At 75.3% G+C, this 26,301-nt stretch carries 10 protein-coding genes and 1 pseudogene; all 11 read left to right on the forward strand.

Annotated features, from left to right (window positions below):
- Positions 1 to 201 precede the first annotated feature (201 nt).
- Entirely contained in the window at positions 202 to 1,503 is a 1,302-nt protein-coding gene (locus ACGF0D_RS25330) for an IS256 family transposase (RefSeq protein WP_392872613.1), read from the forward strand.
- 180 nt (positions 1,504 to 1,683) lie between these two features.
- Positions 1,684 to 1,842 carry a hypothetical protein gene (locus ACGF0D_RS25335; protein ID WP_392872616.1) on the forward strand — a complete coding sequence of 53 codons (159 nt, stop codon included), beginning with the start codon at positions 1,684 to 1,686 and terminating at the stop codon, positions 1,840 to 1,842.
- A 76-nt stretch (positions 1,843 to 1,918) separates the two neighbouring features.
- The gene (locus ACGF0D_RS25340) at positions 1,919 to 2,131 is read left to right on the forward strand and encodes an MbtH family protein (RefSeq protein ID WP_392872619.1); all 213 of its coding nucleotides are present in this window, start codon (positions 1,919 to 1,921) and stop codon (positions 2,129 to 2,131) included.
- 644 nt (positions 2,132 to 2,775) lie between these two features.
- Positions 2,776 to 12,375, forward strand: a complete 9,600-nt coding sequence (locus tag ACGF0D_RS25345; protein ID WP_392919903.1) for an amino acid adenylation domain-containing protein — start codon at positions 2,776 to 2,778, stop codon at positions 12,373 to 12,375.
- A 123-nt stretch (positions 12,376 to 12,498) separates the two neighbouring features.
- Entirely contained in the window at positions 12,499 to 19,581 is a 7,083-nt protein-coding gene (locus ACGF0D_RS25350; protein ID WP_392919906.1) for an amino acid adenylation domain-containing protein, read from the forward strand.
- A gap of 104 nt (positions 19,582 to 19,685) precedes the next feature.
- Entirely contained in the window at positions 19,686 to 20,732 is a 1,047-nt protein-coding gene (locus ACGF0D_RS25355; protein WP_392872628.1) for an SAM-dependent methyltransferase, read from the forward strand.
- Positions 20,732 to 21,763 carry a pyridoxal phosphate-dependent aminotransferase gene (locus tag ACGF0D_RS25360; RefSeq protein WP_392919908.1) on the forward strand — a complete coding sequence of 344 codons (1,032 nt, stop codon included), beginning with the start codon at positions 20,732 to 20,734 and terminating at the stop codon, positions 21,761 to 21,763. The genes ACGF0D_RS25355 and ACGF0D_RS25360 overlap by 1 nt, the downstream gene beginning before the upstream one ends.
- A gap of 167 nt (positions 21,764 to 21,930) precedes the next feature.
- Positions 21,931 to 23,286, forward strand: a complete 1,356-nt coding sequence (locus ACGF0D_RS25365; RefSeq protein WP_392919911.1) for an MFS transporter — start codon at positions 21,931 to 21,933, stop codon at positions 23,284 to 23,286.
- A 201-nt stretch (positions 23,287 to 23,487) separates the two neighbouring features.
- The gene (gene hppD / locus ACGF0D_RS25370; RefSeq protein ID WP_392919914.1) at positions 23,488 to 24,585 is read left to right on the forward strand and encodes a 4-hydroxyphenylpyruvate dioxygenase; all 1,098 of its coding nucleotides are present in this window, start codon (positions 23,488 to 23,490) and stop codon (positions 24,583 to 24,585) included.
- Positions 24,582 to 25,724 carry an alpha-hydroxy acid oxidase gene (locus tag ACGF0D_RS25375; protein WP_392919916.1) on the forward strand — a complete coding sequence of 381 codons (1,143 nt, stop codon included), beginning with the start codon at positions 24,582 to 24,584 and terminating at the stop codon, positions 25,722 to 25,724. Before hppD ends, ACGF0D_RS25375 begins: the two co-directional genes overlap by 4 nt.
- Positions 25,721 to 26,301: pseudogene (locus ACGF0D_RS25380) on the forward strand (PLP-dependent aminotransferase family protein); the annotation flags it as partial. The gene ACGF0D_RS25375 and the pseudogene ACGF0D_RS25380, both read left to right, overlap by 4 nt.

A 26,301-nucleotide genomic window follows, 5' to 3' on the forward strand; every position in this document is an offset into this window, starting at 1 on the left:
CCAATGGGCGCGGAAATCATCGGCTGACAGTAGTCGGGCGAGCACGCAGGAGGGGGAGCCGACGGTGGCGGTCACGATCACGGCCGCGCCCGGCAGCGGTGACCCGGGGGATTGCCGGCACATCGCACCTGGCGCCCCGGCGGGGCGCCCGGAGCGGGCGGTCGGCGCGTGGAACGGCCTACAGACGGAAGGCACCCCCAGTTGCGAGCTGATTCCGACCCAGCGACACCGCCCGCCGCCCTCGCCGGCCTGGTGGACCAGCGCCTGGTACGACAGTTCGCGGAGGCCGCCGCCGCGCAGGTCGGCTCCGGCGCGGTCCGGCTGCTGGGCGACGGCGGGATCCTCCAGGCCTTCGCCAAGCAGCTGATCGAGGGTGCTCTGGAGCTCGAACTCCAGGAGCACCTGCGCGGCTCAGGCTCCGACTCGGACTCCGGCTCCGGGTCCGGTCCCGGCACCAACGGCCGCAACGGCGCCCGGGCCAGACGGCTGCTCACCGAGATCGGCCCGGTCGAGGTGCGGGTGCCCCGGGACCGCGAGGGCAGCTTCACCCCCAAGGCCGTCCTCCCCCGGGCCCGGCGGCTGCCCGGGCTCGACCGGCTGGTGATCTCGTTGACCGCGCGCGGCCTCAGTTCGGGCGAGCTGGTGGCGCACCTGGCCGAGGTGTACGGGGTGGAGTTGAGCAGGGAGACCGTCTCGGCCATCACCGACCAGGTGCTCGACGAGCTCGCCGAGCGGCGCGGGCGGCGGCTCGACCCGGTCTACCCGGTGGTCTTCGTCGACTCGGTGCGCAGCGGCCGCTCGGGCGGGCCGCTGGTGCACCTGGCGCTCGGGGTCTCCGTCGAGGGCCGGCGCGAGGTGCTGGGCCTGTGGCCGGCCGCGGACGGGGAGCAGTGGCCGCAGGTGCTGGCCGGGCTCGCCGAGCGCGGGGTGCGCGAGGTCTGGGTGCTGGTCGGCGGCACCGGTGCGGCGCTGGCCGAGGCGGCGGCCGAGCAGTGGCCGAGCACCGTGGTGCACGGCTCGGTGGCCCACCTGCTGCACGCGGCGCTGCGGCACGCGCCCGGCGAGGACTGGGCGGCGCTGTCGCGGGCGCTGCGCGGGACCTGTACGGCGGCGACCGAGGCGGCCGCGCTGGAGCGGCTGGCCGAGGCCGAGCGGGAGTGGGGGCCGAGCCACCGCGAGGTGTTCCGGGTGTGGCGCTCGGGCTGGCCGCTGCTGGCGCCCGGTTTCCGCTTCGGCCCGGAGGCGCGGCGGCTGCTGACGGGCGGGGGCGCGCTGGAGCGGCTGCACGCCCGGCTGCGCCGGATCGAGCAGTCCGCGGGCCGGGTGCAGGACGAACGGGCCGCGCTCAAGCGCGCCTACCTGGCGACGCTCGCCCTGGAGTCGCCGGCCGGGGCGGGGCGGCCGGGGGTCGAGGACTGGCCCGCCGTCCGGGAGGAGCTGCGCCGGGGCTCGCCGCGGCGCGCCGGGGTGCCCGTCTCCGCACTGCTCCCACCACTGATCTGACAGAGCCAGGCGGGGGTTGGATCATGTCTGTCTGTTTTTGACACGATCTGCCCGGGCTTCCGGTTCCCGCATTGCGTGTTCACGATCACAAAGAGAGCTTCCAAGCACGTTTGGGCCTTCGGCAGGATGCGTTTCAGAGCGAAGAGGGCAGACCGCCCTCCTCAGGAAGAGGAATTCGCGATGCCAAGCCTTGCCGTCCGCGTCCACAAGATGCCCGGGATGCGCACCGTTCGACCGGCCGCCGTGGTGGGCCTCCGACTCCACGACCGGCCGCGCCTGTCCGTGGTTTCCCTCACCGCCCACGACTCCCTCTGCGGGGACTCCGGCTGGGGTCCGTGAGCCTCGGCTCCGTCGACCACCCGATCCCCACCTTTTCGCACCGCTCCGAACAGACCTGATCAGAGAGGAACCGACGATGGCGAACCCGTTCGAGGACCCCGAGGCCAGCTACCTCGTCCTGGTCAACGACGAGGGCCAGCACTCGCTCTGGCCGGCCTTCAGCCCGGTGCCCGCCGGCTGGCAGCAGGTGTTCGGTGCCGCCGGACGGCAGGACTGCCTCGACTACGTCGAGCAGAACTGGCAGGACCTGCGGCCGAAGAGCCTGATCGCGCAGCTGTCCGAGCACTGACCTCGGCCACCGCCCACCGACCGTCGGAGGGCTGAACACCCGGCTTCCGTACGGGGATCCCCGCCGAGCGGCCGCTCACCCGGCCACACCGCCTCGGCGCCGACCGCGGAGAAGACCGCGGCGGAGGAGACCGCGGAGCAGACCGCCGCTCACCCGGCGTCGCACCGCGCCCGAGCCGCCGCTCACCCGGCCGCTCCCCGGCCCTCCCCCGGCCGCCGGCACCACCCGCGGCACGGATCGCACCGCACCACTGCGGCACGGACGGATCGCACCGCACCGCACCGCCGCGAGCCTTGGCACCACCGCGAGCCGTCTCATCCTCGCGAGCCACCGCAGCACCCCACCACCGCCGTACGGCCCCGTCACGCCGTCGGCGCGGTCCCGTGTCCGACATCTACGCGCGTGCATCGAACAGCGCCGGCGCGCCGGCACCCTCCGCACGGCCACACCGCGCCGCACGGCCACACCACCGCACCGCGCCACACCACCGCACCGCGCCGCACGGCCGTCACCCGAAGCACGCCCCCAGCACCGCAAGACGACCGCAACATCGCTCCGCCGACCGCCGGGCTGACCGCCCCGAGGTCAACCCAGCTCGCCGCTCCCGCCGCCGCGGGGGCCAGCCGCACGAGGGAGAGAGTCACATGTCCGGGGTCCAGCAGACGCACAGATCCGAGCAGCGGCCGGAATCGGCCGAGGTCCTGTGCCGCGCCCGTCCCGACGCCCGTCCGACCCTCACCGAGCTGGTCGACGCCCAGGTCGCCCGCACCCCCGACGCCCCCGCGCTGTACGCCGAGGGCACCACCCTCACGTACGCCGAGCTGGACGCCCGCGCCAACCGGCTGGCCCGGGTGCTGGCCGCCCGCGGCCTGGGCACCGAGGACGTCGTCGCGCTGGCCCTGCCGAAGTCCCCCGAGGCGGTCGCCGCGATCCTCGCCGTCGCCAAGACCGGCGCCGCCTGGCTGCCCGCCGACCCGGCCTACCCGGCCGAGCGGCTGCGCCACATGCTGACCGACTCCCGCGCCGCCCTGGTGCTCACCACCGCCGAGGCCGCCGGGCAGCTGCCCGGGACCGGCGCCCCGCTCCTGCCGCTCGACTCCCCCGAGCACCGGGCCGAACTCGACGCCCAGCCGGACACCCCGTTCACCGCCGCCGAGCGGGTGCGGCCGCTGAGCGCGCTGAACACCGCGTACGTCATCTACACCTCCGGCTCCACCGGCGTGCCCAAGGGCGTGGCCGTCACCCACACCGGGCTGCCCAGCATGATCGGCACCCAGGTCGCCGCCACCGGGGTCGGCCCCGGCAGCCGGGTGCTCCAGGCCTCCTCGCTCAGCTTCGACGTCTCCGTCTCCGACCTGTGCGTCGCTCTCACCACCGGCGCCGCGCTCGTCCTGCCCCGCGAGCAGAGCCAGTTGGTCGGCGAGCCGCTGGCCGCCCTGATCGACCGGTTCGGCGTCACCCACGCCGACATCGCCACCGCGATGATCTCCACCCTGCCCGATCTGCCGATGCCCTCGCTGCGCACCCTGATCGGCGGCGGCGAGGCCGTCTCCCGCGAGCTGGCCGCCCGCTGCGGCCGCGGCCGGCTGATGCTCAACAGCTACGGGCCGACCGAGGCCACCGTCATCGTCTCCATGAGCGAGCCGCTCACCGGCGAGGAGCAGCCGCCGATCGGCCGGCCCTGCCAGGACGTGCGCGTCCATGTGCTGGACGAGCGGCTGCGCCGGGTCGAGCCGGGCACCGTGGGCGAGCTGTACCTGGCCGGCCCGCACCTGGCCCGCGGCTACCTCAACCGCCCCGGCCTGACCGCCGAGCGCTTCGTGGCCGACCCGTACGGCGAGCCCGGGAGCCGGATGTACCGCACCGGCGACCTCGGCAGCTACCGCCCGGACGGCCAGCTGGACTTCCTCGGCCGGGCCGACGACCAGGTGAAGATCCGCGGCTTCCGGGTGGAGCTCGGCGAGATCGAGCAGACCCTCTCCGCCCACCCCGAGGTGCGCCAGGCCGTGGTGCTGGTCCGCGAGGACCGCCCCGGCGAGCGCCGCCTGGTCGGCTACACCGTCGGCGCCGCCGACCCGGCCGAGCTGCGGGCGTACTGCGCCGAGCGGCTGCCCGACCACATGGTGCCCACCGTCGTGGTGCTCGACCGGCTGCCGCTGACGCCCAACGGCAAGGTGGACAAGCGCGCCCTGCCCGCGCCGGTGTTCGGCGCCGGCGAGGAGGACGGCCGCGCCCCCGTCGGGGAGCTGGAGCACACCCTGGTCCGGCTGTTCGGCGAGGTGCTGGGCCTGCCGCGGGTGGGCGTCACGGAGTCCTTCTTCGAGCTCGGCGGGGACTCCATCGTCGCCATCCAGCTGGTCTCCCGGGCCCGGCACGCGGGCCTCCAGCTCACCCCGCGCGAGGTGTTCCTCGCCCCGACCGTCGAGGCGCTGGCGCTGATCGCCCGTCCGCTGGAGGGCCCGGTCGTCGTCGAGCCCGCCGGGGCCGGCCTCGGCGAGGTGCCGCCGACGCCCATCGTGCACTGGCTGGCCGCGCAGCACGGCGCGGTCGAGAGCTTCTACCAGTCGACCCTGCTCACCCTGCCCGCCGGCACCACCCGGGAGCACCTGGCCGCCGCCGTCCAGGCCCTGCTCGACCACCACGACCTGTTCCGCGCCCGCACCTCCCCGCTCGCCGAGCGCCCCTGGACGCTGCACGTGCCGGAGCCCGGCGCCGTCGCCGCGGCCGACGTACTGAGCCTGGTCGAGGGCCCGGCCACCGCCGGGGCGCTGCGCGCCGCGACCGAGGCCGCCCGCGAGCGGCTGTCGCCCGAGGACGGCCGGATGGTGCGGGCCGTGCGCTTCGACGCCGGCCCGGAGCTGCCCTCGCAGCTGCTGCTGGTGATCCACCACCTGGTGGTGGACGGCGTCACCTGGCGCATCGTCGAGGAGGACCTGCTGGGCGCGCTCGACGCGCTCCGCGAGGGCCGGGCCGTCGAGCTCGCGCCGGTGCCCACCTCCTTCCGCCGCTGGGCCCAGCGGCTCACCACCGAGGCCAACACCGACCGCCGCGCCGCCGAACTCCCGCTCTGGCAGTCCGCGTTGGCCACCCCGGACCCGCTGCTCGGCGACCGCCCGCTGGACCCTTCGCGGGACACCTACGCCACCGAGGGCCTGCTGCGGCTGGTGCTGCCCGCCGAGACCACCCAGGCGCTGCTCACCAAGGTCACCGCCGCCTACCACGCCCAGGTCAACGACGTGCTGCTGACGGCGCTGGCGCTGGCCCTCGGCCACTGGCGCGGCCGGGAGACCACCGGGCCCGACGGCGCGGTGCTGGTCACCGTGGAGGGCCACGGCCGCGAGGAGATCGTGGAGGGCGTCGACCTCCACCGCACCGCCGGCTGGTTCACCTCCGTCTACCCCGTCCGGCTCGCCCCCGGGGCACTGGACTGGTCCGAGGTCACCGCGGCCAGCCCCGCGCTCGGCCGGGCCCTCGGCCGGGTGAAGGAGCAGCTGCGGGCCGTCCCGGACAACGGCATCGGCTTCGGCCTGCTGCGCCACCTCAACCCGGAGACCGCCGCCGTCCTCGCCGACCGCGCCGACCCGCAGATCGAGTTCAACTACCTGGGCCGCTTCGCGCCCGAGGGCGTCACCGCCGAGGACGTGCTGGCCGGCACCGAGGCGATGTCCGAGGGCGCCGCGACGGGCCTCGCGCTCGGCCGGGTGCTCGGCCTGGACGCCACCACCGTGGACACCCCGCAGGGCCCGCTGCTGGTCGCCCAGTGGTCGTACGCCTCCGGGCTGCTCTCCGGGGAGCGGGTGCGCGCCTTCGCCGAGGCCTGGTTCGCCGCGCTGGGCGCGCTCGCCGAGCACGCCGAGCGGCCGGACGCGGGCGGGCACACCCCCTCCGACTTCCCGCTGGTCGAGCTGACCCAGGACGAGGTGGACGCGCTCGCCGCCCACCACGCCCCGGCCCGCCTGGTGGACGTCTGGCCCACCTCGCCGCTCCAGCAGGGCATGGCCTTCCACTCGGCGTACGACGCCGAGGGCGCGGACGTCTACACCTCGGTGGTGACCTTCGACCTGACCGGCCCGGTGGACGCCGACCGGCTGCGCGCCGCCGCCGAGGCGCTGCTGGTCCGCCAGCCGAACCTCAGGGCCGCGTTCCACCAGCGGCACGACGGCCCGCCGGTGCAGGTCGTCCCGGACGGCGTCGAACTGCCCTTCACCGTCCTCGACCTGAGCGACCACGCCGACCCGCGGGCGGAGGCCGCCCGGATCGCCGCCGCCGAGTACGGCCGCCGCTTCGACCTGGACCGCCCGCCGCTGCTGCGCTACACCCTGCTCAGACTCGCCCCGGGGCAGCACCAGCTGATCGCCTCCGCGCACCACATCCTGCTGGACGGCTGGTCCACCCCGCTGTTCGCCGAGGAGCTGTGGGGCCTGTACTTCGAGCAGCCGATGGCCCCGGCCGCCCCGTACCGCGAGTACCTGCGCTGGATCACCCGGCGCGACGGCGTGGCCGCCCGCGCCGCCTGGGCCCAGGCGCTGGCCGGCGCCGACGAGCCCACCCTGCTCGCGCCCGGCCGCTCCGCCGCCACCCCGCAGCTGCCGCTGCGCCTGCACACCGGGCTCACCCCGGAGCGCACCGAGGCCCTCGCCCGTACCGCCCGCCGCTACGGCGTCACCCTCAACACCCTGGTCCAGGCGGCCTGGGGCGTGCTGCTGGCCCGGCTCACCGGCCGCGAGGACGTGCTGTTCGGCACCACCGTCTCCGGCCGCCCGCACGACCTGCCGGGCGTGGAGCGGATGATGGGCCTGCTCATCAACACCGTACCGGTGCGGGTGCGGCTGGACCAGGCGGAGAGCTGGGGCCAGCTGCTGCTGCGCCTGCAGCACGAGCAGTCCACGCTGCTGGACCACCAGCACCTCAGCCTCACCGAGATCCAGCAACTCGCCGGCATGGGAAGCCTGTTCGACACCGTCACGGTGTACGGCAACTACCCGGACCCGTCCGCCCTGGACGGCGCCGACCCGAGTGGCGCGACCGGCGTCACCCTCGTCGAGGACGTCGACAGCGCCCACTACCCGCTGGTGCTGGCCCTCACCCCCGGCGACGGTCTCCAGCTGCGCCTGGACCACCAGCCGGACGCCTTCACCGCCGACGAGGCCCGCGCCCTGCTGGACCGCTTCCTCGCCCTGCTCGACCGGATCGTCGCCGACCCGGCCGAACTCGTCGGCACCGTCGAGGTGTTGACGGCAGCCGAGCGCGCCGAGCTGGTCACCGAGTGGAGCGGCACCGGCACCCCGCTGCCGGAGGGCTCACTTCCCGAGCTGTTCGAGGCGCGGGCCGCCGCCGCCCCGGACGCGATCGCGCTCACCGCCGACGACGCCGAGCTGACCTACGCCCAGCTCAACGCCCGGGCCAACGGCCTGGCGCTGCGGCTGGTCGAGGCCGGGGTCGTCCGGGAGACGCCGGTCGCGCTGATGATCGACCGCTCGGCCGCCCAGGTGGTGGCGATCCTGGCGGTACTCAAGGCCGGCGGCCTCTACGTGCCGCTGGACGACGCCCAGCCGGCGGACCGGCTGCGGACCGTCCTCGCGGACGCCGGGGCCGAGCTGGTGCTGGCCGACGACGCGCACCGCGAGCACCCCGCGCTGGCCGGCCTGACGGTGCTCGACCCGCACGCCGAGGAGCACCCGGAGAACCTCGGACTGCCGCAGCGCGCCGACCAGTTGGTGTACGTGATGCACACCTCGGGCTCGACCGGCGTACCCAAGGGCATCGCCGTCACCCACCGCGGCGTGGTGGACCTCGCCCTCGGCGGGCAGTTCACCGGCGGCGGCCACGAGCGGCTGCCGGTGCACGCGCCCTCCGCCTTCGACGCCTCCACCTACGAGATCTGGACCCCGCTGCTCTCCGGCGGCCAGCTGGTGATCGCCCCGGCCGGCCGGCTCGGCATCGCCGAGCTGGCGGCGGTGATCGGCCACGAGCGGACCACCTCCGCCTGGATCAGCGTCGGCCTGTTCAACGTGCTGGCCGCCGAGGCCCCGGAGACCTTCGCCGGGCTGCACGAGGTGTGGACGGGCGGGGACATCGCCTCGCCGGTCGCCATGCGGCGGGTCCTGGACAGCTGCCCCGGACTGCGGCTGGTCAACGTCTACGGGCCCACCGAGACGACCACCTTCGCGACGCACTTCCCGATGACCTCGGCCGCCGAGGTGCCCGCCGTCGTGCCGATCGGCCGACCGCTGCCCAACAACCGGCTGTACGTGCTGGACGCCGGGCTGCGCCCGGTGCCGGTCGGGGTGGCCGGCGAGCTGTACATCGGCGGCAACGGCCTGGCCCGCGGCTACGTCCGCCGCCCCGGCCTGACCTCCGAGCGCTTCGTGGCCTGCCCGTTCGGAGAGCCCGGCGGCCGGATGTACCGCACCGGCGACGTGGTCCGCTGGACCCCTTCGGGTGACTTGGAGTTCGTCGGTCGAGCGGACGACCAGGTCAAGCTGCGCGGCTTCCGGATCGAACTCGGCGAGGTCGAGGCGGCGTTCACCGCCCACCCGGCGGTCGGCCAGGTCTGCGTGGCGGTCCGCCAGGACCAGCCGGGCGACAAGCGCCTGGTCGCGTACGTCACCGGCGAGGTGCGGGCCGAGGAGCTGCGCGACTTCGTCACCGACCGGCTGCCCGGCTACATGCTGCCGGCCGCGATCGTCGTCCTCGACGAGCTGCCGGTGAACCCCAACGGCAAGGTGGACCGCAAGGCCCTGCCCGCGCCCGACTACAACGGCGCCGACGGCGGACGCCAGCCGCGCAACGCCACCGAGCGGGCCCTGTGCGAGCTGTTCGCCGAGGTCCTCGGGCTCGCCCGGATCAGCATCGACGACAACTTCTTCGAGCGCGGCGGGCACTCGCTGCTCGCCACCAAGCTGGTCAGCCGCGTCCGCGCCGGGCTCGGCGCCGAGCTGCCGATCCGCGCGCTCTTCGACAACCCGACGGTGGCCCTGCTGGCCGCAGCGCTGCCCGACTCCGCCGCGGCCCGCCCGGCCCTGCGGCCGGCCGGGCGGCCGGAGCGCGTGCCGCTCTCCTCCGCCCAGCAACGCCTGTGGTTCATCGAGCAGTTCGAGGGCCAGAGCGCGCTCTACAACACCCCGGTCGCGGTCCGGCTCACCGGCGCCGTCGACGCCGCCGCCCTGGAGCGGGCCGTCCGGGACGTGGTGGAGCGGCACGAGGTGATGCGCACCGTCTTCCCGACCGTCGACGGACAGCCGCACCAACTGGTCACCGGTGCGGACGACTTGGCCCTGCACCGGGTGCAGGTCGCCGACGAGGCCGAGCTGCGGACCGCGCTGGTCACCGCCGGCGAGGAGGTCTTCGACCTCGCCCGCGACCTGCCGGTGCGCGCCACCCTGCTGTCGCTGCCGCACGACGAGCACGTCCTGCTGGTGCTGATGCACCACATCGCCAGCGACGGCTGGTCGGTCGAGCCGCTCTTCCGCGACCTCGCCGAGGCCTACCGGGCCCGCTGCGCCGGCACCGAGCCGCAGTGGCGGCCGCTGCCCGTGCAGTACGCCGACTACACCCTCTGGCAGCGCGAACTGCTCGGCAGCGACGAGCGGCCCAGCGCCCTGCTGAACGACCAACTCGCCTACTGGCAGCAGGCCCTGGCCGACGCACCGGAGGAGCTGGCGCTGCCCTACGACCGGCCGCGCCCGGCCGTGCCGGGGCACCGGGGCGGCCTGGTCGAGGTCGCCGTCGACGCCGAACTGCACGGAAAGCTCGGCGAGTTGGCGGCGGCGCAGAACGCCAGCCTGTTCATGGCGCTGCAGGCCGCGGTGGCCGCCCTCTACACCCGCCTCGGCGCCGGCACCGACCTCCCGCTCGGCACCCCCGTCGCCGGCCGCACCGACGAAGCGCTCGACGACCTGGTCGGCTTCTTCGTCAACACCCTGCTGCTGCGCACCGACACCTCCGGCGACCCGAGCTTCCGGGAGCTGCTGGACCGGGTCCGCCGCACCGACCTGGACGCCTACGACCACCAGGACATCCCCTTCGAGCGCCTGGTCGAGCACCTCAACCCGACCCGCACCCCCGCCCGCCACCCGCTCTTCCAGACCCTGGTGGCCCTGGAGAGCCGGGTCTCGGTGCCGGCCGCCTTCGGCGACCTGGGCTGCGCGGAGCACCCCTTCGAGCTGGACGTGGCCAAGTTCGACCTGTCCTTCCGCTTCACCGAGCAGGGCCCCCGGGCGGGCCTGACGGTGGCGGTCGAGTACGCCGTCGACCTCTTCGACCACGCCACCGTCGCCGCCCTCGGCGAGCGGCTGCTGCGGGTGCTGCGCGCCGCCGTGGCCACCCCGGACGCGCCGATCGGCGGCATCGAGATCCTCGACCCGGCCGAGCGCGAGCGGCTGCTCACCGGCTGGAACGCCACCGCGGCGCCCGTCCCGGACGCGACCCTGCCGGAGCTGTTCGAGGCCCAGGCCGCCGCCACCCCCGACGCGCCGGCCGTGGTCACCGCGGACGCCACCCTCAGCTACGCCGAACTGGACTCCCGCGCCGAGCACCTGGCGGCCCACCTGGCCGCCGCCGGGGTCGGCGCCGAGACGCCGGTGGTGCTGCTGATGGACCGCTCCGCCGACCTGCTGACGGCGATCCTCGCGGTGGCCAAGGCGGGCGGCGTGTACGTCCCGCTGGACGACCGGCACCCGGCCCAGCGGCTGCGGCGGATCACCGCCGAGACGGCCGCGGCGCTCGTCCTGGTCGACCCGGCGCACCGGGACCACCCGCTGGCCGCCGACGCCCCCTGCCCCGTCCTGCCGCTCACCGAGGGCTGGTTCGACGGTCCGCGCGAGCGGCTCGCCCACCGGGCCGCGCCCCACCCGGAGCAGCTCGCGTACGTGATGTTCACCTCCGGCTCCACCGGGGAGCCCAAGGGCATCGCGATCACCCACCGGGACGTGGTGCAGCTCGCCACCGACCCGTGCTGGCGGCACGACGAGGGCCTGCGGGTGCTGTTCCACGCGCCGCACGCCTTCGACGCCTCGACCTACGAGATCTGGGTGCCGCTGCTGTCCGGCGGCCGGGTGGTCGTCGCGCCGCAGGGCGACCTGGACGCGGCCGCCATCCGCGACCTGGTCCGGGTCCACGCGCTCACCCACGTGCACGTCACCGCCGGCCTGTTCCGGGTCATCGCGGAGGAGGACCCGGCCATCTTCGCCGGTGTGCGCGAGGTGCTGACCGGCGGCGACGTGGTCTCCGCCCCGGCCGTGCGCCGGGTACTGGAGGCCGTCCCCGGCATCGCGGTGCGGGCGCTCTACGGACCGACCGAGACCACCCTGTGCGCCACCCAGTACCCGATGCCGGACGCCACGGCGGTACCGAGCACGGTGCCGATCGGGCGCCCGCTGGCCAACACCCGGCTGTACGTGCTGGACGCCGGGCTGCGCCCGGTGCCGGCCGGAGTGGCGGGCGAGCTGTACATCGCCGGGGCCGGCCTGGCCCGCGGCTACGTCGGCCGCCCGGCGCTCAGCGCCGAACGCTTCGTCGCCTGCCCGTTCGACGAGGCGGGCGGCCGGATGTACCGCACCGGTGACCTCGCCCGCTGGACGGCATGGGGGTCCCCCCGGCCGGAGGCTGGGGGAGGCGTCCTGGAGTTCCTCGGCCGCGCCGACGACCAGGTGAAGATCCGCGGCTTCCGGATCGAACTCGGCGAGGTCGAGGCCGCGTTCACCGCCCACGAGAGCGTCGGCCAGGCGCTCGCGGTGGTCCGCGAGGACCAGCCGGGCGACAAGCGCCTGGTGGTGTACGCCACCGGCAAGGCCACCGACGGCGAGCTGCGCGCCTTCGTCGCGGACCGCCTCGCCGGCTACATGCTCCCGGCCGCCGTGGTCGTCCTGGACAGCCTGCCGGTCACCGCCAACGGCAAGGTCGACCGCCGGGCCCTGCCCGCGCCCGAGTACGCCGGGGCGGCCGAGGGCCGCGCCCCGCGCACCGAGCGCGAGCGGGAGCTCTGCGCCCTGTTCGCCGAGGTGCTGGGCGTGCCGACGGTCAGCATCGACGACCGCTTCTTCGACCTCGGCGGCCACTCCCTGCTCGCCACCCGGCTGGTCAGCCGCATCCGCGCCACGCTCGGCGCGGAGCTGCCGATCCGCACGCTGTTCGACGCGCCCACGGTCGCCGCCCTCGCCGCCGTCCTGCCCGGCGGCGAGCAGGCGCCCGCACCGAAGAAGGCCCGCCCGGCCCTGCGGCCGATGCGCCGCCCGCAGGCCTGACCGGCGGCGGGACGCGGGCCGCCCACCGGCGGCGGCCCGCCCCGCCCCACGACCGCCCCGCCCCACCGGGCAGAGCGGCCCCACCAGCCACAGCAGCCGTACGTCGCCAGTCGGAGGCAGACCTTGATCCCGTTGTCGTTCGCCCAGCAGCGGCTCTGGTTCATCGAACAGTTCGAGGGCCCGAGCGCCCTCTACAACACTCCGTTCGCCCTCCGGCTGACCGGTGAGCTCGACGCCGCCGCCCTCGAGGGCGCGCTCGGGGACGTGGTGGAGCGGCACGAGGTGCTGCGCACCGTCTTCCCCACCACCGACGGCCAGCCCCACCAGCACATCCTCGCCGAGGGGCGCCCGCCGCTGCACCGGGTGCCGGCGGCCGGCGGGGCCGAGCTGCACGAGCTGATGCGCGAGGCCGCCGGGCAGGTCTTCGACCTCGCCGCGGACCTCCCGGTCCGGGCCTGGCTGTACACCCTGCCCGCGCCGGACGAGCACGTCCTGCTGCTGCTCACCCACCACATCGCCAGCGACGGCTGGTCGGTGGCCCCGCTCTTCCGCGACCTCGCCGAGGCCTACCGGGCCCGCCTCGCCGGCACCGAGCCGCAGTGGGAGCCGCTGCCGGTGCAGTACGCCGACTACACCCTCTGGCAGCGCGAGCTGCTCGGCGAGGAGGACGACCCGGAGAGCGTCGTCTCCCTGCAACTCGCCCACTGGCAGCAGGAGTTGTCCGGCCTGCCGGAGGAGCTGGCACTCCCCTACGACCGGCCGCGCCCGGCCCTGCCGAGCCGCCGCGGCGGCGCCGCCGACTTCGAGCTGGACGCCGAACTGCACACCGCCCTCACCGAGTTGGCCTCCGGCCGGCACGCCAGCCTGTTCATGGCGCTGCAGGCCGCGGTCGCCGCCCTCTACACCCGCCTCGGCGCCGGCACCGACCTGCCGCTCGGCACCCCCGTCGCCGGCCGCACCGACGAGGCCCTCGACGACCTGGTCGGCTTCTTCGTCAACACCCTGCTGCTGCGCACCGACACCTCCGGCGACCCCAGCTTCCACGAGCTGCTCGACCGGGTCCGCCGGGCGAACCTGGACGCCTACGACCACCAGGACATCCCCTTCGAGCGCCTGGTCGAACACCTCAACCCGACCCGCACCCCCGCCCGCCACCCGCTCTTCCAGACCGTCGTCACGCTGAACGCGGAACGGGCCGGCGACCTCGCCTTCGGCGCCGCCGTGGGCACCCCGGTCGAGGTCGGCGAGGCGCAGGCCCAGTTCGACCTCAACTTCAACTTCGTCGAGCGACTCGCGCCCGACGGCACCTGCCTGGGCGTGCGCGCCGCCGTCGACTACGCCGCCGACCTCTTCGACCACGCCACCGCCGTCTCCCTCGCCGAGCGGCTGGTACGCGTGCTGCGCGCCGCCGTCGCCGCCCCCGAGGCGCCGATCGGCACCGTCGAGATCCTCGACCCGGCCGAGCGCGAGCGGCTCCTCACCGGCTGGAACGGGCCGGCCTCGCCGGTCGCCGAGCAGAGCCTGCCCCGGCTGTTCGAGGCCCAGGCCGCCGCCACCCCCGAGGCCCTCGCCCTGGTCTCCGACACCGAGCGGCTCGACTACGCCGAGCTGAACGACCGCGCCAACCGGCTCGCCGCCCTGCTGCTGGAGCGCGGGCTGAGCACCGAACAGCCGGTCGCGGTACTGATGGAGCGCTCCGCCGGGCTGCTCACCGCCGTCCTCGCGATCGCCAAGGCGGGCGGCACGTACGTCCCGCTGGACGACCGCTACCCGCTGGACCGGCTCCAGCACATCCTCGCCGACACCCGCACCGGCCTGCTGCTCGTCGACCCGGCCCACCGGGGCCACCCGGTGCTCGCCACCGGCGGCTTCGCCACCGTCGAGGTCACCGGGACGCTGCTCGACGAGGCCCCCGCGGCGGACAACCCGGCCGTGCCGGTGCTGCCCGGCCAGCTGGTCTACGTGATGTACACCTCCGGCTCGACCGGGGTGCCCAAGGGCGTCGCCGTCACCCACCGCAACGTGGTCGACCTGCTCGGCAACCCGCACTTCCGGGCCGGCCACCACGAGCGGGTGCTGCTGCACTCGCCCACCGCCTTCGACGCCTCCACCACCGAGATCTGGGCGCCGCTGGTCACCGGCGGGGCGATCGTCCTCGCCGAGCCCGGCGAGCTGGACATCCGCCGCCTCGCCGAGACCGTCACCACCCATCGGGTGACCCTGGTCCAGGCCCCGTCCGGCCTGCTGCGGCTGATGGCCGACGAGAACCCGGCCGCCTTCCGCGACGTGCGCCAGGTGTGGACCGGCGGCGACGTCGTCCCGCCGGAGTCCGTCCGCCGGATCCACCGGGCCTGCCCGGACACCGACGTGCTCGCGGTGTACGCGCCCACCGAGACCACCGCCATCAAGACCGTCTTCACCATGCGCCCGGGCGAGCCCGTCCCCGCCGTGGTGCCGATCGGCAGCCCGCTGAACAACACCCGGCCGTACGTGCTGGACACCGCGCTGCGGCCGGTGCCGGCCGGCGTGGCCGGGGAGCTGTACATCGCCGGCGAGGGCCTGGCCCGCGGCTACGTCGGCCGCCCCGCGCTGACCTCCGAGCGCTTCGTGGCCTGCCCGTTCGGCGAACCGGGTAGCCGGATGTACCGCACCGGCGACCTGGTCCGCTGGACCGCCGACGGCGTGCTGGAGTTCCTCGGCCGGGCCGACGACCAGGTGAAGATCCGCGGCTTCCGGATCGAACTCGGCGAGGTCGAGGGCGCGTTCACCGCCCTCCCGACCGTCGGCCAGGCCTTCGCCGTGGTCCGCGAGGACCGGCCCGGCGACAAGCGCCTGGTGGTCTACGCCACCGGCGGGGCCACCCCCGCCGAGCTGCGCGCCGCCGTCGCCGACAGCCTGCCCAGCTACATGCTCCCGGCCGCCGTGGTCGTCCTCGACGCCCTCCCCGTGACCGCCAACGGCAAGGTCGACCGGCGCGCCCTGCCCGCCCCCGACTACACCGGGGCCGCCGAGGGCCGCGCCCCGCGCACCGACACCGAGCGCGCGCTGTGCGAACTCTTCACCGACGTCCTCGGGTTGGACCGGATCGGGATCGACGACAGCTTCTTCGACCTGGGCGGCCACTCGCTGCTCGCCACCAAGCTGGTCAGCCGCATCCGCACCGCGCTCGGCACCGAACTGCCCGTCAGGGTACTGTTCGACGCCCCCAGCGTGGCCGTGCTGGCCGCCGCCCTGCCCACCCCGGGCACCGAGGAGCCCACCGCCCGTCCGGCCCTCGGGCCCGCCGCGCGGCCCGAGCGCGTCCCCCTCTCCCCCGCGCAGCAACGCCTGTGGTTCATCGACCAGTTCGAGGGCCCGAGCACGCTCTACAACACCCCGTGCGCCCTCCGGCTGACCGGCCCGGTCGACGCCGCCGCCCTCCACGCGGCCCTGGCGGACGTGCTCGACCGCCACGAGGTGCTGCGCACCGTCTACCCGACCACCGAAGGACAGCCGCACCAGCTGCTCCTGGAAAGCCCCGAACTCCCGCTGTGCACCGCGGCGGTGGCAGACGAGGAGGAACTCCACCGGGCCCTCGCCGAGGCCGGCGCGGAGGTCTTCGACCTCGCCCGCGACCTTCCGGTGCGCACCACCCTGTTCTCGCTGCCCGGCGAGGAGCACGTCCTGCTGGTGCTGATGCACCACATCGCCACCGACGGCTGGTCCGTGGTCCCGCTGCTGCGCGACCTCGCCGAGGCCTACCGGGCCCGCCTCGCCGGCACCGGGCCGCAGTGGCGGCCGCTGCCCGTGCAGTACGCCGACTACACCCTCTGGCAGCACGAGCTGCTCGGCACCGACGAGCGGCCCAGCGACCTGCTGAACGCCCAACTCGCCTACTGGCAGCAGGCCCTGGCCGACCTGCCGGAGGAGCTGACGCTCCCCTTCGACCGCCGCCGCGCCGCCGCCCCGAGCCGCCGCGGCGCCGCCGTGGAGCTCCGGATGGACGCCGGACTCCACGCCGCCCTGGTCGAGTTGGCGCAGCAGAGCCGGGCCAGCGTGTTCATGGTGATGCAGGCCGCGCTGGCCACCACGCTGGGCCGGATCGGCGCGGGCACCGACCTGCCGATCGGCACCGTGCTGGCCGGCCGCACCGACGAGGCGCTGGAGGACCTGGTCGGCTTCTTCGTCAACACCCTGGTGCTGCGCACCGACCTGAGCGGCGACCCGAGCTTCCGCGAGCTGGTGGAGCGCGTCCGGGTCGCCACCCTGGACGCCTTCGAGCACCAGGACGTGCCCTTCGAGCGGCTGGTCGAGCTGCTCAACCCGGTGCGCTCGACCGCCCGCCACCCGCTCTGCCAGGTGATGCTCACCTCCGGCGGCGAGGCCGGGGAGATCAGCCTCGGCGGCCTGCCCGGCCGGGTCGAGCAACTGGACTCGGACCTCGCCAAGTTCGACCTGACCTTCGCCTTCAGCGAGAGCTTCGACGCGGACGGCGGGCCGGCCGGTCTCGGCCTGACGCTGGAGTACGCCGTCGACCTGTTCGACCGGGCCACCGCCGAGGCGACGGCCGTCCGCCTCGAGCGCGCCCTGCGCGCGGTGCTGGCCGACCCGGACCAGCCCGTGGGCCGGGTCGAGGTGCTGGCGCCCGAGGAGCGCGAGCAGCTGCTCACCGGCTGGAACGACACCCGGGAGGACATCCCGCTCGGCACCTTCCCGGCGCTGTTCGAGGCGCGGGCCGCCGCCCGACCGGAGGCCGTCGCGCTGTCCTTCGGCGCCGAGCGGGTCACCTACGGCGAGCTGAACGAGCGCGCCAACCGCCTCGCCCGGCTGCTGACCGAGCACGGCGCGGGCCCCGAGCGGTTCGTCGCGATCGCCCTGGAGCGCTCGGTCGAACTGATCGTCGCCCAGCTCGCGGTGCTCAAGGCCGGCGCCGTCTTCCAGCCGCTGGACCCGCGCTACCCGGCCGACCGGATCGCCTACATGCTGGACGACGCCGCGCCCGCGCTGGTCCTCACCAGCAGGGCGCTGGCCGACGGCGTGCTCGGCGACAGCACCGTCCCCCGGCTGCTGCTGGAGGACCTGGACGCCTCCGGCCACCCGTCGCACGACCTCACCGGCACCGCGATCACCCCGCACTCCGCGGCGTACGTCATCTACACCTCGGGCTCCACCGGCCGCCCCAAGGGCGTGGTGGTCACCCACAGCGGCCTCGCCGCCATGGTGGAGGGCCAGCGGCGGAACCTGGCCGTCACCCCGGACAGCCGGGTGCTGCTGTTCGCCTCGCCGTCCTTCGACGCGGCCGTCTGGGAGCTGGGCATGGCCCTGCTCACCGGCGCCCGGGCCGTCCTCGGCGACGCCGACCAACTGCTGCCGGGACCCTCGCTGACGGCGCTGATCGCCGAACAGGGCGTCACCCACCTGACCCTGCCGCCGACCGCGCTGGCCGTGCTCGCCCCGGACGCGCTGCCCCCGGGCGCCACCCTGGTGGTCGCCGGTGAGGCCTGCCCGCCCGACCTGGTCGAGCACTGGTCGGCCCGGCTGCGGATGGTCAACGCCTACGGCCCGACCGAGTCCACCGTCTGCGCCAGCATGAGCAGCCCGCTCAGCGGCCGGATCGCCCCGCCGATGGGCCGGCCCGTGCCGGACACCCGGCTCTACGTCCTGGACGCGGCGCTGCAGCCCGTCCCGGCCGGGGTCGAGGGCGAGCTGTACATCGCCGGCGCGGGCCTGGCCCGCGGCTACCTCAACCGGCCGGGCCAGAGCGCCGAGCGCTTCGTCGCCGACCCGTACGGCGCCCCCGGCAGCCGGATGTACCGCTCGGGCGACCTGGTCCGCCGCCAGGCCGACGGCACCCTGGAGTACCTGGGCCGCACCGACCACCAGGTCAAGATCCGCGGCTTCCGGATCGAGCCCGGCGAGATCGAGGCCGTGCTCGCCCGGCACCCCTCGCTGGCCCAGGCGTTCGTGCTGGTCCGGGAGGACCGCCCGGGCGACCGCCGGCTGGTCGGCTACGCCGTCGCCCACCCCGGGCAGAGCGTCGACCAGGCCGCGCTGCGGGCCCACGTCGGCGCGTCCCTGCCCGACTACATGGTGCCCTCGGCGGTCGTCGCCCTGGACGCCCTGCCGCTGACCGCCAACGGCAAGGTCGACCGCAAGGCCCTCCCGGCCCCCGACAGCACCTGGCTCGGCTCCGGGCGGGCGCCCGCGACGCCGCGGGAGGAACTGCTCTGCGGCCTGTTCGCCGACCTGCTCGGGCTGGAGAAGGTCGGCGTCGACGACAACTTCTTCGAGCTGGGCGGGCACTCGCTGCTGGCCAGCCGGCTGGTCGCGGGCCTGCGCGAACTGGTCGGCGAGGACGAGGAGATCGGCGTCCGCGCGGTGTTCGAGGCGCCGACCGTCGCCCGGCTGGCGGAGCGGCTCACCCTGGGCCCGGCCGCCGAGAGCTTCCCCGTCCTGCTGCCGATCCGCACCCGCGGCTCGCGCCCGCCGCTGTTCTGCGTCCACCCGGCCGCCGGCATCAGCTGGGTCTACACCGGCCTGCTGCGCCACCTCGACGCCGAGCAGCCGATCTACGGCCTCCAGGCCCCCGGCCTGGCCGACCCGAGCGCGCACCCGGCCACCGTCGAGGAACTGGCCCGCACCTACCTCGCGCAGATCCGCGCCGTCCGCCCCGAGGGCCCGTACGCCCTGCTCGGCTGGTCCTTCGGCGGGGCCGTCGCCCACGCGATCGCCGCGCTGCTGCGCGAACAGGGCGAGGAGGTCCGGCTGCTGGCCCTGCTGGACGCCTACCCGGGCACCGGCCAGCCGGGGCCCGAGCAGTGGCGGGACGACCCGGCGCAGCTCGAACTGATCCTCGACTCGCTCGGCCACCCGGTCGGGGAGGTCACCGCCTGGCCCTCGGACGAGGACGGCTACGCCGCGCTCGTCCGGGGCGGCGAGGGCCCGCTCGCCGGCCTCAGCGGCGCCGGGGTGGCCCGGGTGGTCTCGGTCTTCCAGGCCAACGCCGAGCTGTCCCACGCGCTCCCGCTGCCCGGTTACGACGGCGACGCGGTGTTCTTCACCGCCGCCAAGGACCGGCCCACCGACGCCCCCGACCCGGAGAGCTGGCGCCCGCACCTGGGCGGTCGGCTCGACGTCCACGAGGTGCCGAGCACCCACGGCGCTATGACGAGCTCCGAAGCGCTCGCCGTCATCGGCCCGGTGCTCGCCGCCCACCTGACTCCCTGACCAGTCCGCCCCACCGACTCAGCACCCCTACCGACCGCAGGCAACCGACCTGCGCACACCACGCGGACCGCACCCGGCCCGCCCACGGAGAAACGGACACCACCATGACCACTGCGGCCATCCCCGACACCTGGCGTGGCATCACCCCGTCGCCGATCACCTCGACCGACGCCTACAACGGCTTCATCGCCGCCAACGTGATCTTCGCGCTGGACCGGATCGGCCTGCTGGAGTCGATCGGGCGCGGCGAGCCGCTCTCGGCCGCCGAGGCCACCGCCCAGGCCGGCGACACCGCCCGCACCGAGGCCGTGCTGCGCGCCGCCGCCGACTACGGCTACCTCAAGGCCGACGGCGACGCCTACCTGCCCACCGAGGCGGGCCTGGAGATCGCCGCCGCGCGCGGCTACTTCACCTGGGCCGTCGGCGGCTACCACGACGTGTTCGGCCGCGCCGGCCACCTGAGCGCCGGCACCCACCGCTACAACGAGGACGTCTTCCGCGACGAGGCGATGGTCGCCCTCGGCTCCGCCCAGTGCGACCAGTCGATGTTCGCCGCCCAGCTGACCGACGTGCTGAACGGCATCGACTTCCGCACCATCGCCGACCTGGGCTCCGGCACCTCCGCCCGGGTGCGCCGCGTGGTCTCGCAGCGCGAGGGCACCCGGGGCCTGGGCATCGACATCAGCCGCCCGGCCACCGACATCGCCCGCCGCGACATCGTCGAGGCCGGCATGCAGGACCGGGTCACCGCCGTCCGCGCGGACGTGCTGGGCCTGCTCGGCACCCAGATCGACAACGACGCCGAGGCCGCCGAGGTGGCCGAGGTCGACACCGTGATGAGCTTCTTCCTGCTGCACGACCTGCTGGCCGACCCGACCACCCGCTCCTCGATCTTCACCCGGATGCGGGAGGCCTTCCCGAAGGCCCGCACCTTCGTCCTCGGCGACACCATGCTGCGCGACCCGGGCACCTCCGAGGGCGCCCAGCCGGTCTTCTCGGTCGGCTTCGAGCTGGCGCACGCGATGATGGGCGTGCCGCTGCACACCAAGGCCACCTACGAGGAGCTGTTCACCGACGCCGGCCTGCGGATCGACCGCGTCGAGGCGCTGGCCACCCCGCACTCCTGGCTCTACGTCCTCCAGGCCGACTGATGGCCGCCCCGTCGGGCGCCAGATACCTGCTGGCGCAGAACGAGCACCCGTACCCGCCGCTGCCGTCGGTGCGGGCCGCGCTGGCCGAGGCCAGTGCCGACGTGCACCGCTACCCGGACTTCCGTCCGGAGCGGATCGCCGGGATCGTCGCCGACTGGCAGGGCGTCCCGGCCGGCCAGGTCGTGGTCGGCCACGGCTCGGCGGGCGTGGCACTGGACCTCTTCCACGCGGTCGTCGAGCCCGGCGACAACGTGGTGCACTCGGACCCCTGCTTCGACGCGTACCCGCTGTTCTGCGAGATCGCCCGGGCCGAGGCCCGGCCGGTCCCGCTCGGCCCCGACGCCCGGCACGACCTGGCAACGATGGCCGAGCGGATGGACGGGCGCACCCGGATCGTCGTGCTGTGCAACCCGCACAACCCGACCGGCACGGTCTACTCCTGGGCCGAGCTGACGGAGTTCTTCCGCCGGGTGCCGTCCACCGCGCTGATCCTGCTCGACGAGGCGTACGTCGACTTCGCCCAGGGCTGGCAGGCCCCGGACGTGCCGGCCCGGATCGCCGAGTGGCCGAACCTGGTGGTGCTGCGCACGCTGTCCAAGTCGCACGGCATCGCGGCGCTGCGGATCGGCTACGCGCTGGCGGAGGAGTCCGTGGCCCAGCGGGTGCGGGACCACCAGGTGCCGTACGCGGTGAACCGGCTCCAGGAGGCGGGCCTGCTCGCCTCCGTCGCCGCCGGGGACGAGATGGCGCACCGGATCGCCGAGATCGCCGCGGAGCGGGAGCGCACCGAGGCCGAACTGCTGCGGCTCGGCTGGACGGTGGCGCCCAGCGTCACCAACTTCCTGTGGGTCGACGCCCCCGGGGACCAACTGCCGCTGCGCGCGGAGCTGGAGCGCCTGGGCGTGGCCGTCCGCTACTACCCCGGCCTCGGCATCCGGGTCGCCATCGGCGAGAAGGACGCCAACGACGCGGTGATCGAGGGTTTCGCCGCCGTCGCCCCGCTCGCCCCGGCCCACCCCGTCGCACCCTGACGCCCGGCGCCCTGAGCACCCCGCGTGCGTCAGGGCGCACCCCGGGCACTCCCTGCACCCGCGGAACCGCCGGCACCTGAGGCACGTCCCGCACCTCCCGCACACCGCACCACCGCACACCCACGCACACCCCGAAGCGCCGCCGTCGGCGCAGCGAAGGAACCGCCATGCACCCGCTGTTGGCCCGCCCGGAGTTCCGGCGCTACCTCGTCGGGCAGACCCTGTCCGTCCTCGGTGACAGCGCCCTCTCCATCGCCCTCGGCATCTGGGCCAAGGTGCTGACCGGCAGCAACTCCGCCGCCGGTCTGGTGCTGTTCTGCTTCTCCGCGCCACTGCTGCTGCTGCCGCTCGGCGGCCTGCTCGCCGACCGGGTCCGCCGCAGGCCGCTGCTGGTCGGGGTCAACCTGGCGGTGGCGGTGTCACTGCTGCCGCTGCTGCTGGTCGACGGCCGGGACACGGTCTGGATCATCTACTGCACCGCCACGGTCTGCGGTCTGGCCGGGGCCGTCCTGGCTCCGGCGCAGAGCGCGCTGCTGCGCAGTATCCTGACGGAGCGTCAGGACTTCGGCGCGGCGGCCGGGCTGACCCAGAGCGCCCGGGCCGGCACCACCCTGGTGGCACCGCTGGTCGGCTCGGGGCTCTACGGCTGGTTCGGCGGGCACGCGGTGGCCGTGGCCGACCTCGTCGTGCTGCTGCTGGCGGCGCTGAGCTTCCTCACCCTGCGGGTGGAGGAGGTCAAGCCGGAACCCTCGGGTCTGCGGTGGCGCCGCGAGGTGCTGGCCGGCTTCGTCCACCTGCGCGCCTCGGTCGGGCTGCGGTCGCTGGTGGCGGCCACCGCCGTCTCCGGCTTCGTACTGAGCCTGCTCCAGCCGGTGCTGTTCGCGCTGACCCAGCACGGGCTGCACCGCTCGCCGCAGTTCCTCGGCGTGCTGGAGACCACCGAGGCGGTCGGCGCGCTGGGCGGCTCGGTGGTCGGCGGTCTGCTGATCGGCCGGCTCGGGCCGCGCCGGACGGTCATGGCGGGGTCGGCGGTGTTCGGCCTCGGGACCGTCCTGCTGCTCGCCCCGTCGCTGTACGTGGTGGAGGCCGGCCTGGTGATCGCGGGTGCGGGCATCCCGGCCGCCATGGTCGGGCTGGCCACCGCCGCCCAGGCGTCCACCCCGCCGCAGCTGATGGGGCGCGCCCAGGCGGCCGTCAACCTCTCGCTCACCGCACCGCAGGCGCTGGCCGTCGGCGTCGGCTCCGGCCTGGTGGCCGCCCTGGACTTCCGGGTGGTGCTCGGCGTGATGGTGGTCGGCGCGCTGCTCGCGGCCGCCCACCTGATCGGCAAGCCGGAGGCCCCGACGGAGCCGCCGGGCGAGGAGTCCGAGTCCGAGGACGAGCCCCGGACCGAATCTCAGACCGAACCCCGGACCGAACCCCGGACCCGGCCCGAATCCGCATCCGAGCCCCGGCCCGAGGGCGCGCCCGCGCCCGAGGGCCCGGCCGAGCGGCAGGACGCCAAGGACCTCCAGGCCGGCTGACCGGCTGACCGGCTGACCGGCTGACCGGCTGACCGGCTGACCGGCTGACCGGCTGACCGGCTGACCGGCTGACCGGCTGACCGGCTGACCGGCCCCGGCGTACCCGCCCCGCCCCACCCCACATACCTGCACGACCCCGCACGTCCGATCACCCGATCACCCCTCAGCACCTCCCGTCCTCCTCACGAGAGAGCTCCTCCGATGACCGACCGTTCTTCTCCCGCCGCCACCCCGATCCCCGTCGCGCTGGACCACGTCGAGTTCTACGTGGCCGACCTGGGCGCCGAGACCACCCGGCTGACCGCGGAGTACGGCTTCGAGCTGCTCGTCCCGCCGACCGAGCGTGGCGACGCCGCCGAGCGCTGCCTCTCCGCGCTGTTCGGCCAGGCCGACATCCGGCTGCTGGTCACCCAGCCGCTGGCCGCCGGCCACCCGGCCACCGACTACCTGGAGCGGCACGGCGACGGCGTGGGCGCCCTCGGCGTGCGGGTGTCGGACGCCGCCGACGCCTTCCACGTCCTGACCGCGCGCGGCGCCGCCGCCCTGCGCGAGCCGCAGGCCGCCGACGGCTGCGTCACCGCGGTGGTCGACGCCTTCGGCGACGTGGTGCACACCCTGATCGAGCGCGGCCCCGAGACCCCGGCCGGCCGCATCCCCGGCCTGCCCGACCCGGCCCCGCTGACCGGCGAGGGCCAGGTCGGCCTGCGCTCCGTCGACCACTTCGCCGTCCTGGTCCCGTTCGGCGAGCTGCGCAAGACCGAGCACCGCTACCGCGAGGTCTTCGGCTTCCGGACGATCTTCGAGGAGCGGGTCGAGGTCGGCACGCTCGGCATGGACTCGGCCGTCGTGCAGAGCGGCGACCGCAGCGTCACCCTCACCCTGATCGAGCCGCTCACCGCCGACGCGGGCGGCCAGATCGCCTCCTTCCTGGCCGGCCACGACGGCGCCGGGGTGCAGCACGTCGCCTTCGCCGCCGAGGACGCGGTGCGCTCCGTCTCCGTCATGGCCGAGCGCGGCGTGCCGTTCCTGCGCACCCCGCAGACCTACTACGACGCGCTGCCCGACCGCCTGACGCCGCTGCGGCACTCCTTCGAGCAGCTGCGCGAGCTGAACCTGCTGGTCGACCAGGACCACGACGGCCAGCTGTTCCAGATCTTCACCCGCTCCCAGCACCCGCGGAACACCTTCTTCTTCGAGGTGATCGAGCGCATTCGGGCCCGCAACTTCGGCAGCAACAACATCCGCGCCCTCTACGAGGCCGTGGAACTCCAGCGCAACGCCGGCGAAGTGGCCGGATGAGCGCGTCCGTCCGCAGCGAACCCCCGGCCGACGTGCGCCCGGCGCTGTCCGTCGCGGAGTACGCCGACCGGGCCCGGGCCGTGCTCGCGCCCGAGGTCTGGGAGTGGCTGGAGGGCGGCGCCGAGCGCGAGTTGACCCTCGCCGCCAACCGGGCCGCCTTCGACCGGGTGGGCCTGGTGCCCCGGGTGCTGACCGACGTCGGCACCCGGGACACCGCCGCCACCCTGGTGCGCAGCCGGGCGGCGCTGCCGGTGGCGGTGGCGCCCGTCGCCTACCACCGGCTGTTCCACCCCGAGGGCGAGCTGGCCTCGGCCCGCGCCTCGGCCGCCGCGGGCGTGCCGTTCACCGTCGGCACGCTCAGCAGCGTCGGCTTCGAGGAGCTGGCGAAGACCGGTGCCACGCTCTGGTTCCAGCTCTACTGGCTGCGCGACCGCGGCCGGCTGCTCGACCTGGTCAGGGCGGCCGAGGAGGCCGGCAGCGAGGCCCTGGTGGTCACCGCCGACGTGCCGTACATGGGTCGCCGGCTGCGTGACGCCAGGAACGCCTTCGCGCTGCCCGACGGCGTCCGCGCGGCGCTGCTGGAGGGCGGCGCCGCCGGGCGGGCGCACCGGTCCACCACCGCCGTCTCGGCGGTGGCCGCGCACACCGCCGAGCTGCTCTCCCCCGGCGTCACCTGGGCCGACCTCGAGTGGCTGCGCGGGGAGACCGAACTGCCGCTGGTGGTCAAGGGCGTGCTCGACCCGGCCGACGCTCGGCGGGCCGCCGGCATCGGCGCCGCGGCCGTGGTGGTCTCCAACCACGGCGGCCGCCAGCTCGACCGGGCCGTGCCCGCGCTGACGGTCCTGCCCGCCGTCGCCGAGGCGCTGGCCGGCGAGGACTGCCAGGTACTGATGGACAGCGGGGTGCGCGGCGGCTCGGACGTACTCGCCGCGCTGGCCCTCGGCGCCGCCGGGGTGCTGCTGGGACGCCCGCTGATCTGGGGCCTGGCGGCCGGCGGCGAGGCGGGCTGCACCGAGGTCCTCGACCTGCTCGCCACCGAACTGCGGCACGCGCTCGGCCTCGCGGGCTGCGCCGGCCTCCGGGCCGCCGCCGAGCTGCGCACCACCACCCTGCCCTGCACCACCTGGAGCACCCCGTGACCACCATCGCCGCACCGCACGACCTGCTGCTGGCGGGCCTGCACACCTCGCTCGCCGACCCGGCGATGACCTCGATGAACCTGCTCAACGAGATCTCCATCCGCTACCCGGAGGCGGTCTCCTTCGCGGCCGGCCGCCCGGCCGAGCAGTTCTTCGAGACGGACGCCGTCCACCGCCACCTGGACCGCTACCTCGACCACCTGCGCACCGAGCGCGGGCTGACCGAGGAGCAGGCCCGCCGCCAGGTGCTCCAGTACGGGCGGACCAAGGGGATCATCCACGACCTGATCGCCACCCACCTCGCGACGGACGAGGGCATCGAGGTGCCCGCCGAGTCGATCGTGGTGACGGTGGGCTGCCAGGAGGCGATGTTCCTGGTGCTGCGGGCGCTGCGCCGCGGCCCCGAGGACGTGGTGCTGGCCGTCTCCCCCACCTACGTGGGGCTGACCGGCGCGGCACTGCTGGCCGACCTGCCGGGGGGGGGCGGCGCCGCCCGCCCCCCCCGCGGGGGCCACCCCCCCCCGCGCCCGCCCCGGGCCGCCCCCCCGGCCCCGGGGCAGCGCCCCCCGGCGCGGGA

The organism is Kitasatospora sp. NPDC048298, from assembly GCF_043201465.1.
Taxonomy (GTDB): domain Bacteria; phylum Actinomycetota; class Actinomycetes; order Streptomycetales; family Streptomycetaceae; genus Kitasatospora.

What these genes read in the sequence shown, in the direction of transcription:
- ACGF0D_RS25335 (WP_392872616.1), top strand. Translation starts at nt 1,684, where the DNA reads ATGCCAAGCCTTGCCGTCCGCGTCCACAAGATGCCCGGGATGCGCACC.
- ACGF0D_RS25340 (WP_392872619.1), top strand. Translation starts at nt 1,919, where the DNA reads ATGGCGAACCCGTTCGAGGACCCCGAGGCCAGCTACCTCGTCCTGGTC.
- ACGF0D_RS25345 (WP_392919903.1), top strand. Translation starts at nt 2,776, where the DNA reads ATGTCCGGGGTCCAGCAGACGCACAGATCCGAGCAGCGGCCGGAATCG.
- ACGF0D_RS25355 (WP_392872628.1), top strand. Translation starts at nt 19,686, where the DNA reads ATGACCACTGCGGCCATCCCCGACACCTGGCGTGGCATCACCCCGTCG.
- ACGF0D_RS25360 (WP_392919908.1), top strand. Translation starts at nt 20,732, where the DNA reads ATGGCCGCCCCGTCGGGCGCCAGATACCTGCTGGCGCAGAACGAGCAC.
- ACGF0D_RS25365 (WP_392919911.1), top strand. Translation starts at nt 21,931, where the DNA reads ATGCACCCGCTGTTGGCCCGCCCGGAGTTCCGGCGCTACCTCGTCGGG.
- hppD (WP_392919914.1), top strand. Translation starts at nt 23,488, where the DNA reads ATGACCGACCGTTCTTCTCCCGCCGCCACCCCGATCCCCGTCGCGCTG.
- ACGF0D_RS25375 (WP_392919916.1), top strand. Translation starts at nt 24,582, where the DNA reads ATGAGCGCGTCCGTCCGCAGCGAACCCCCGGCCGACGTGCGCCCGGCG.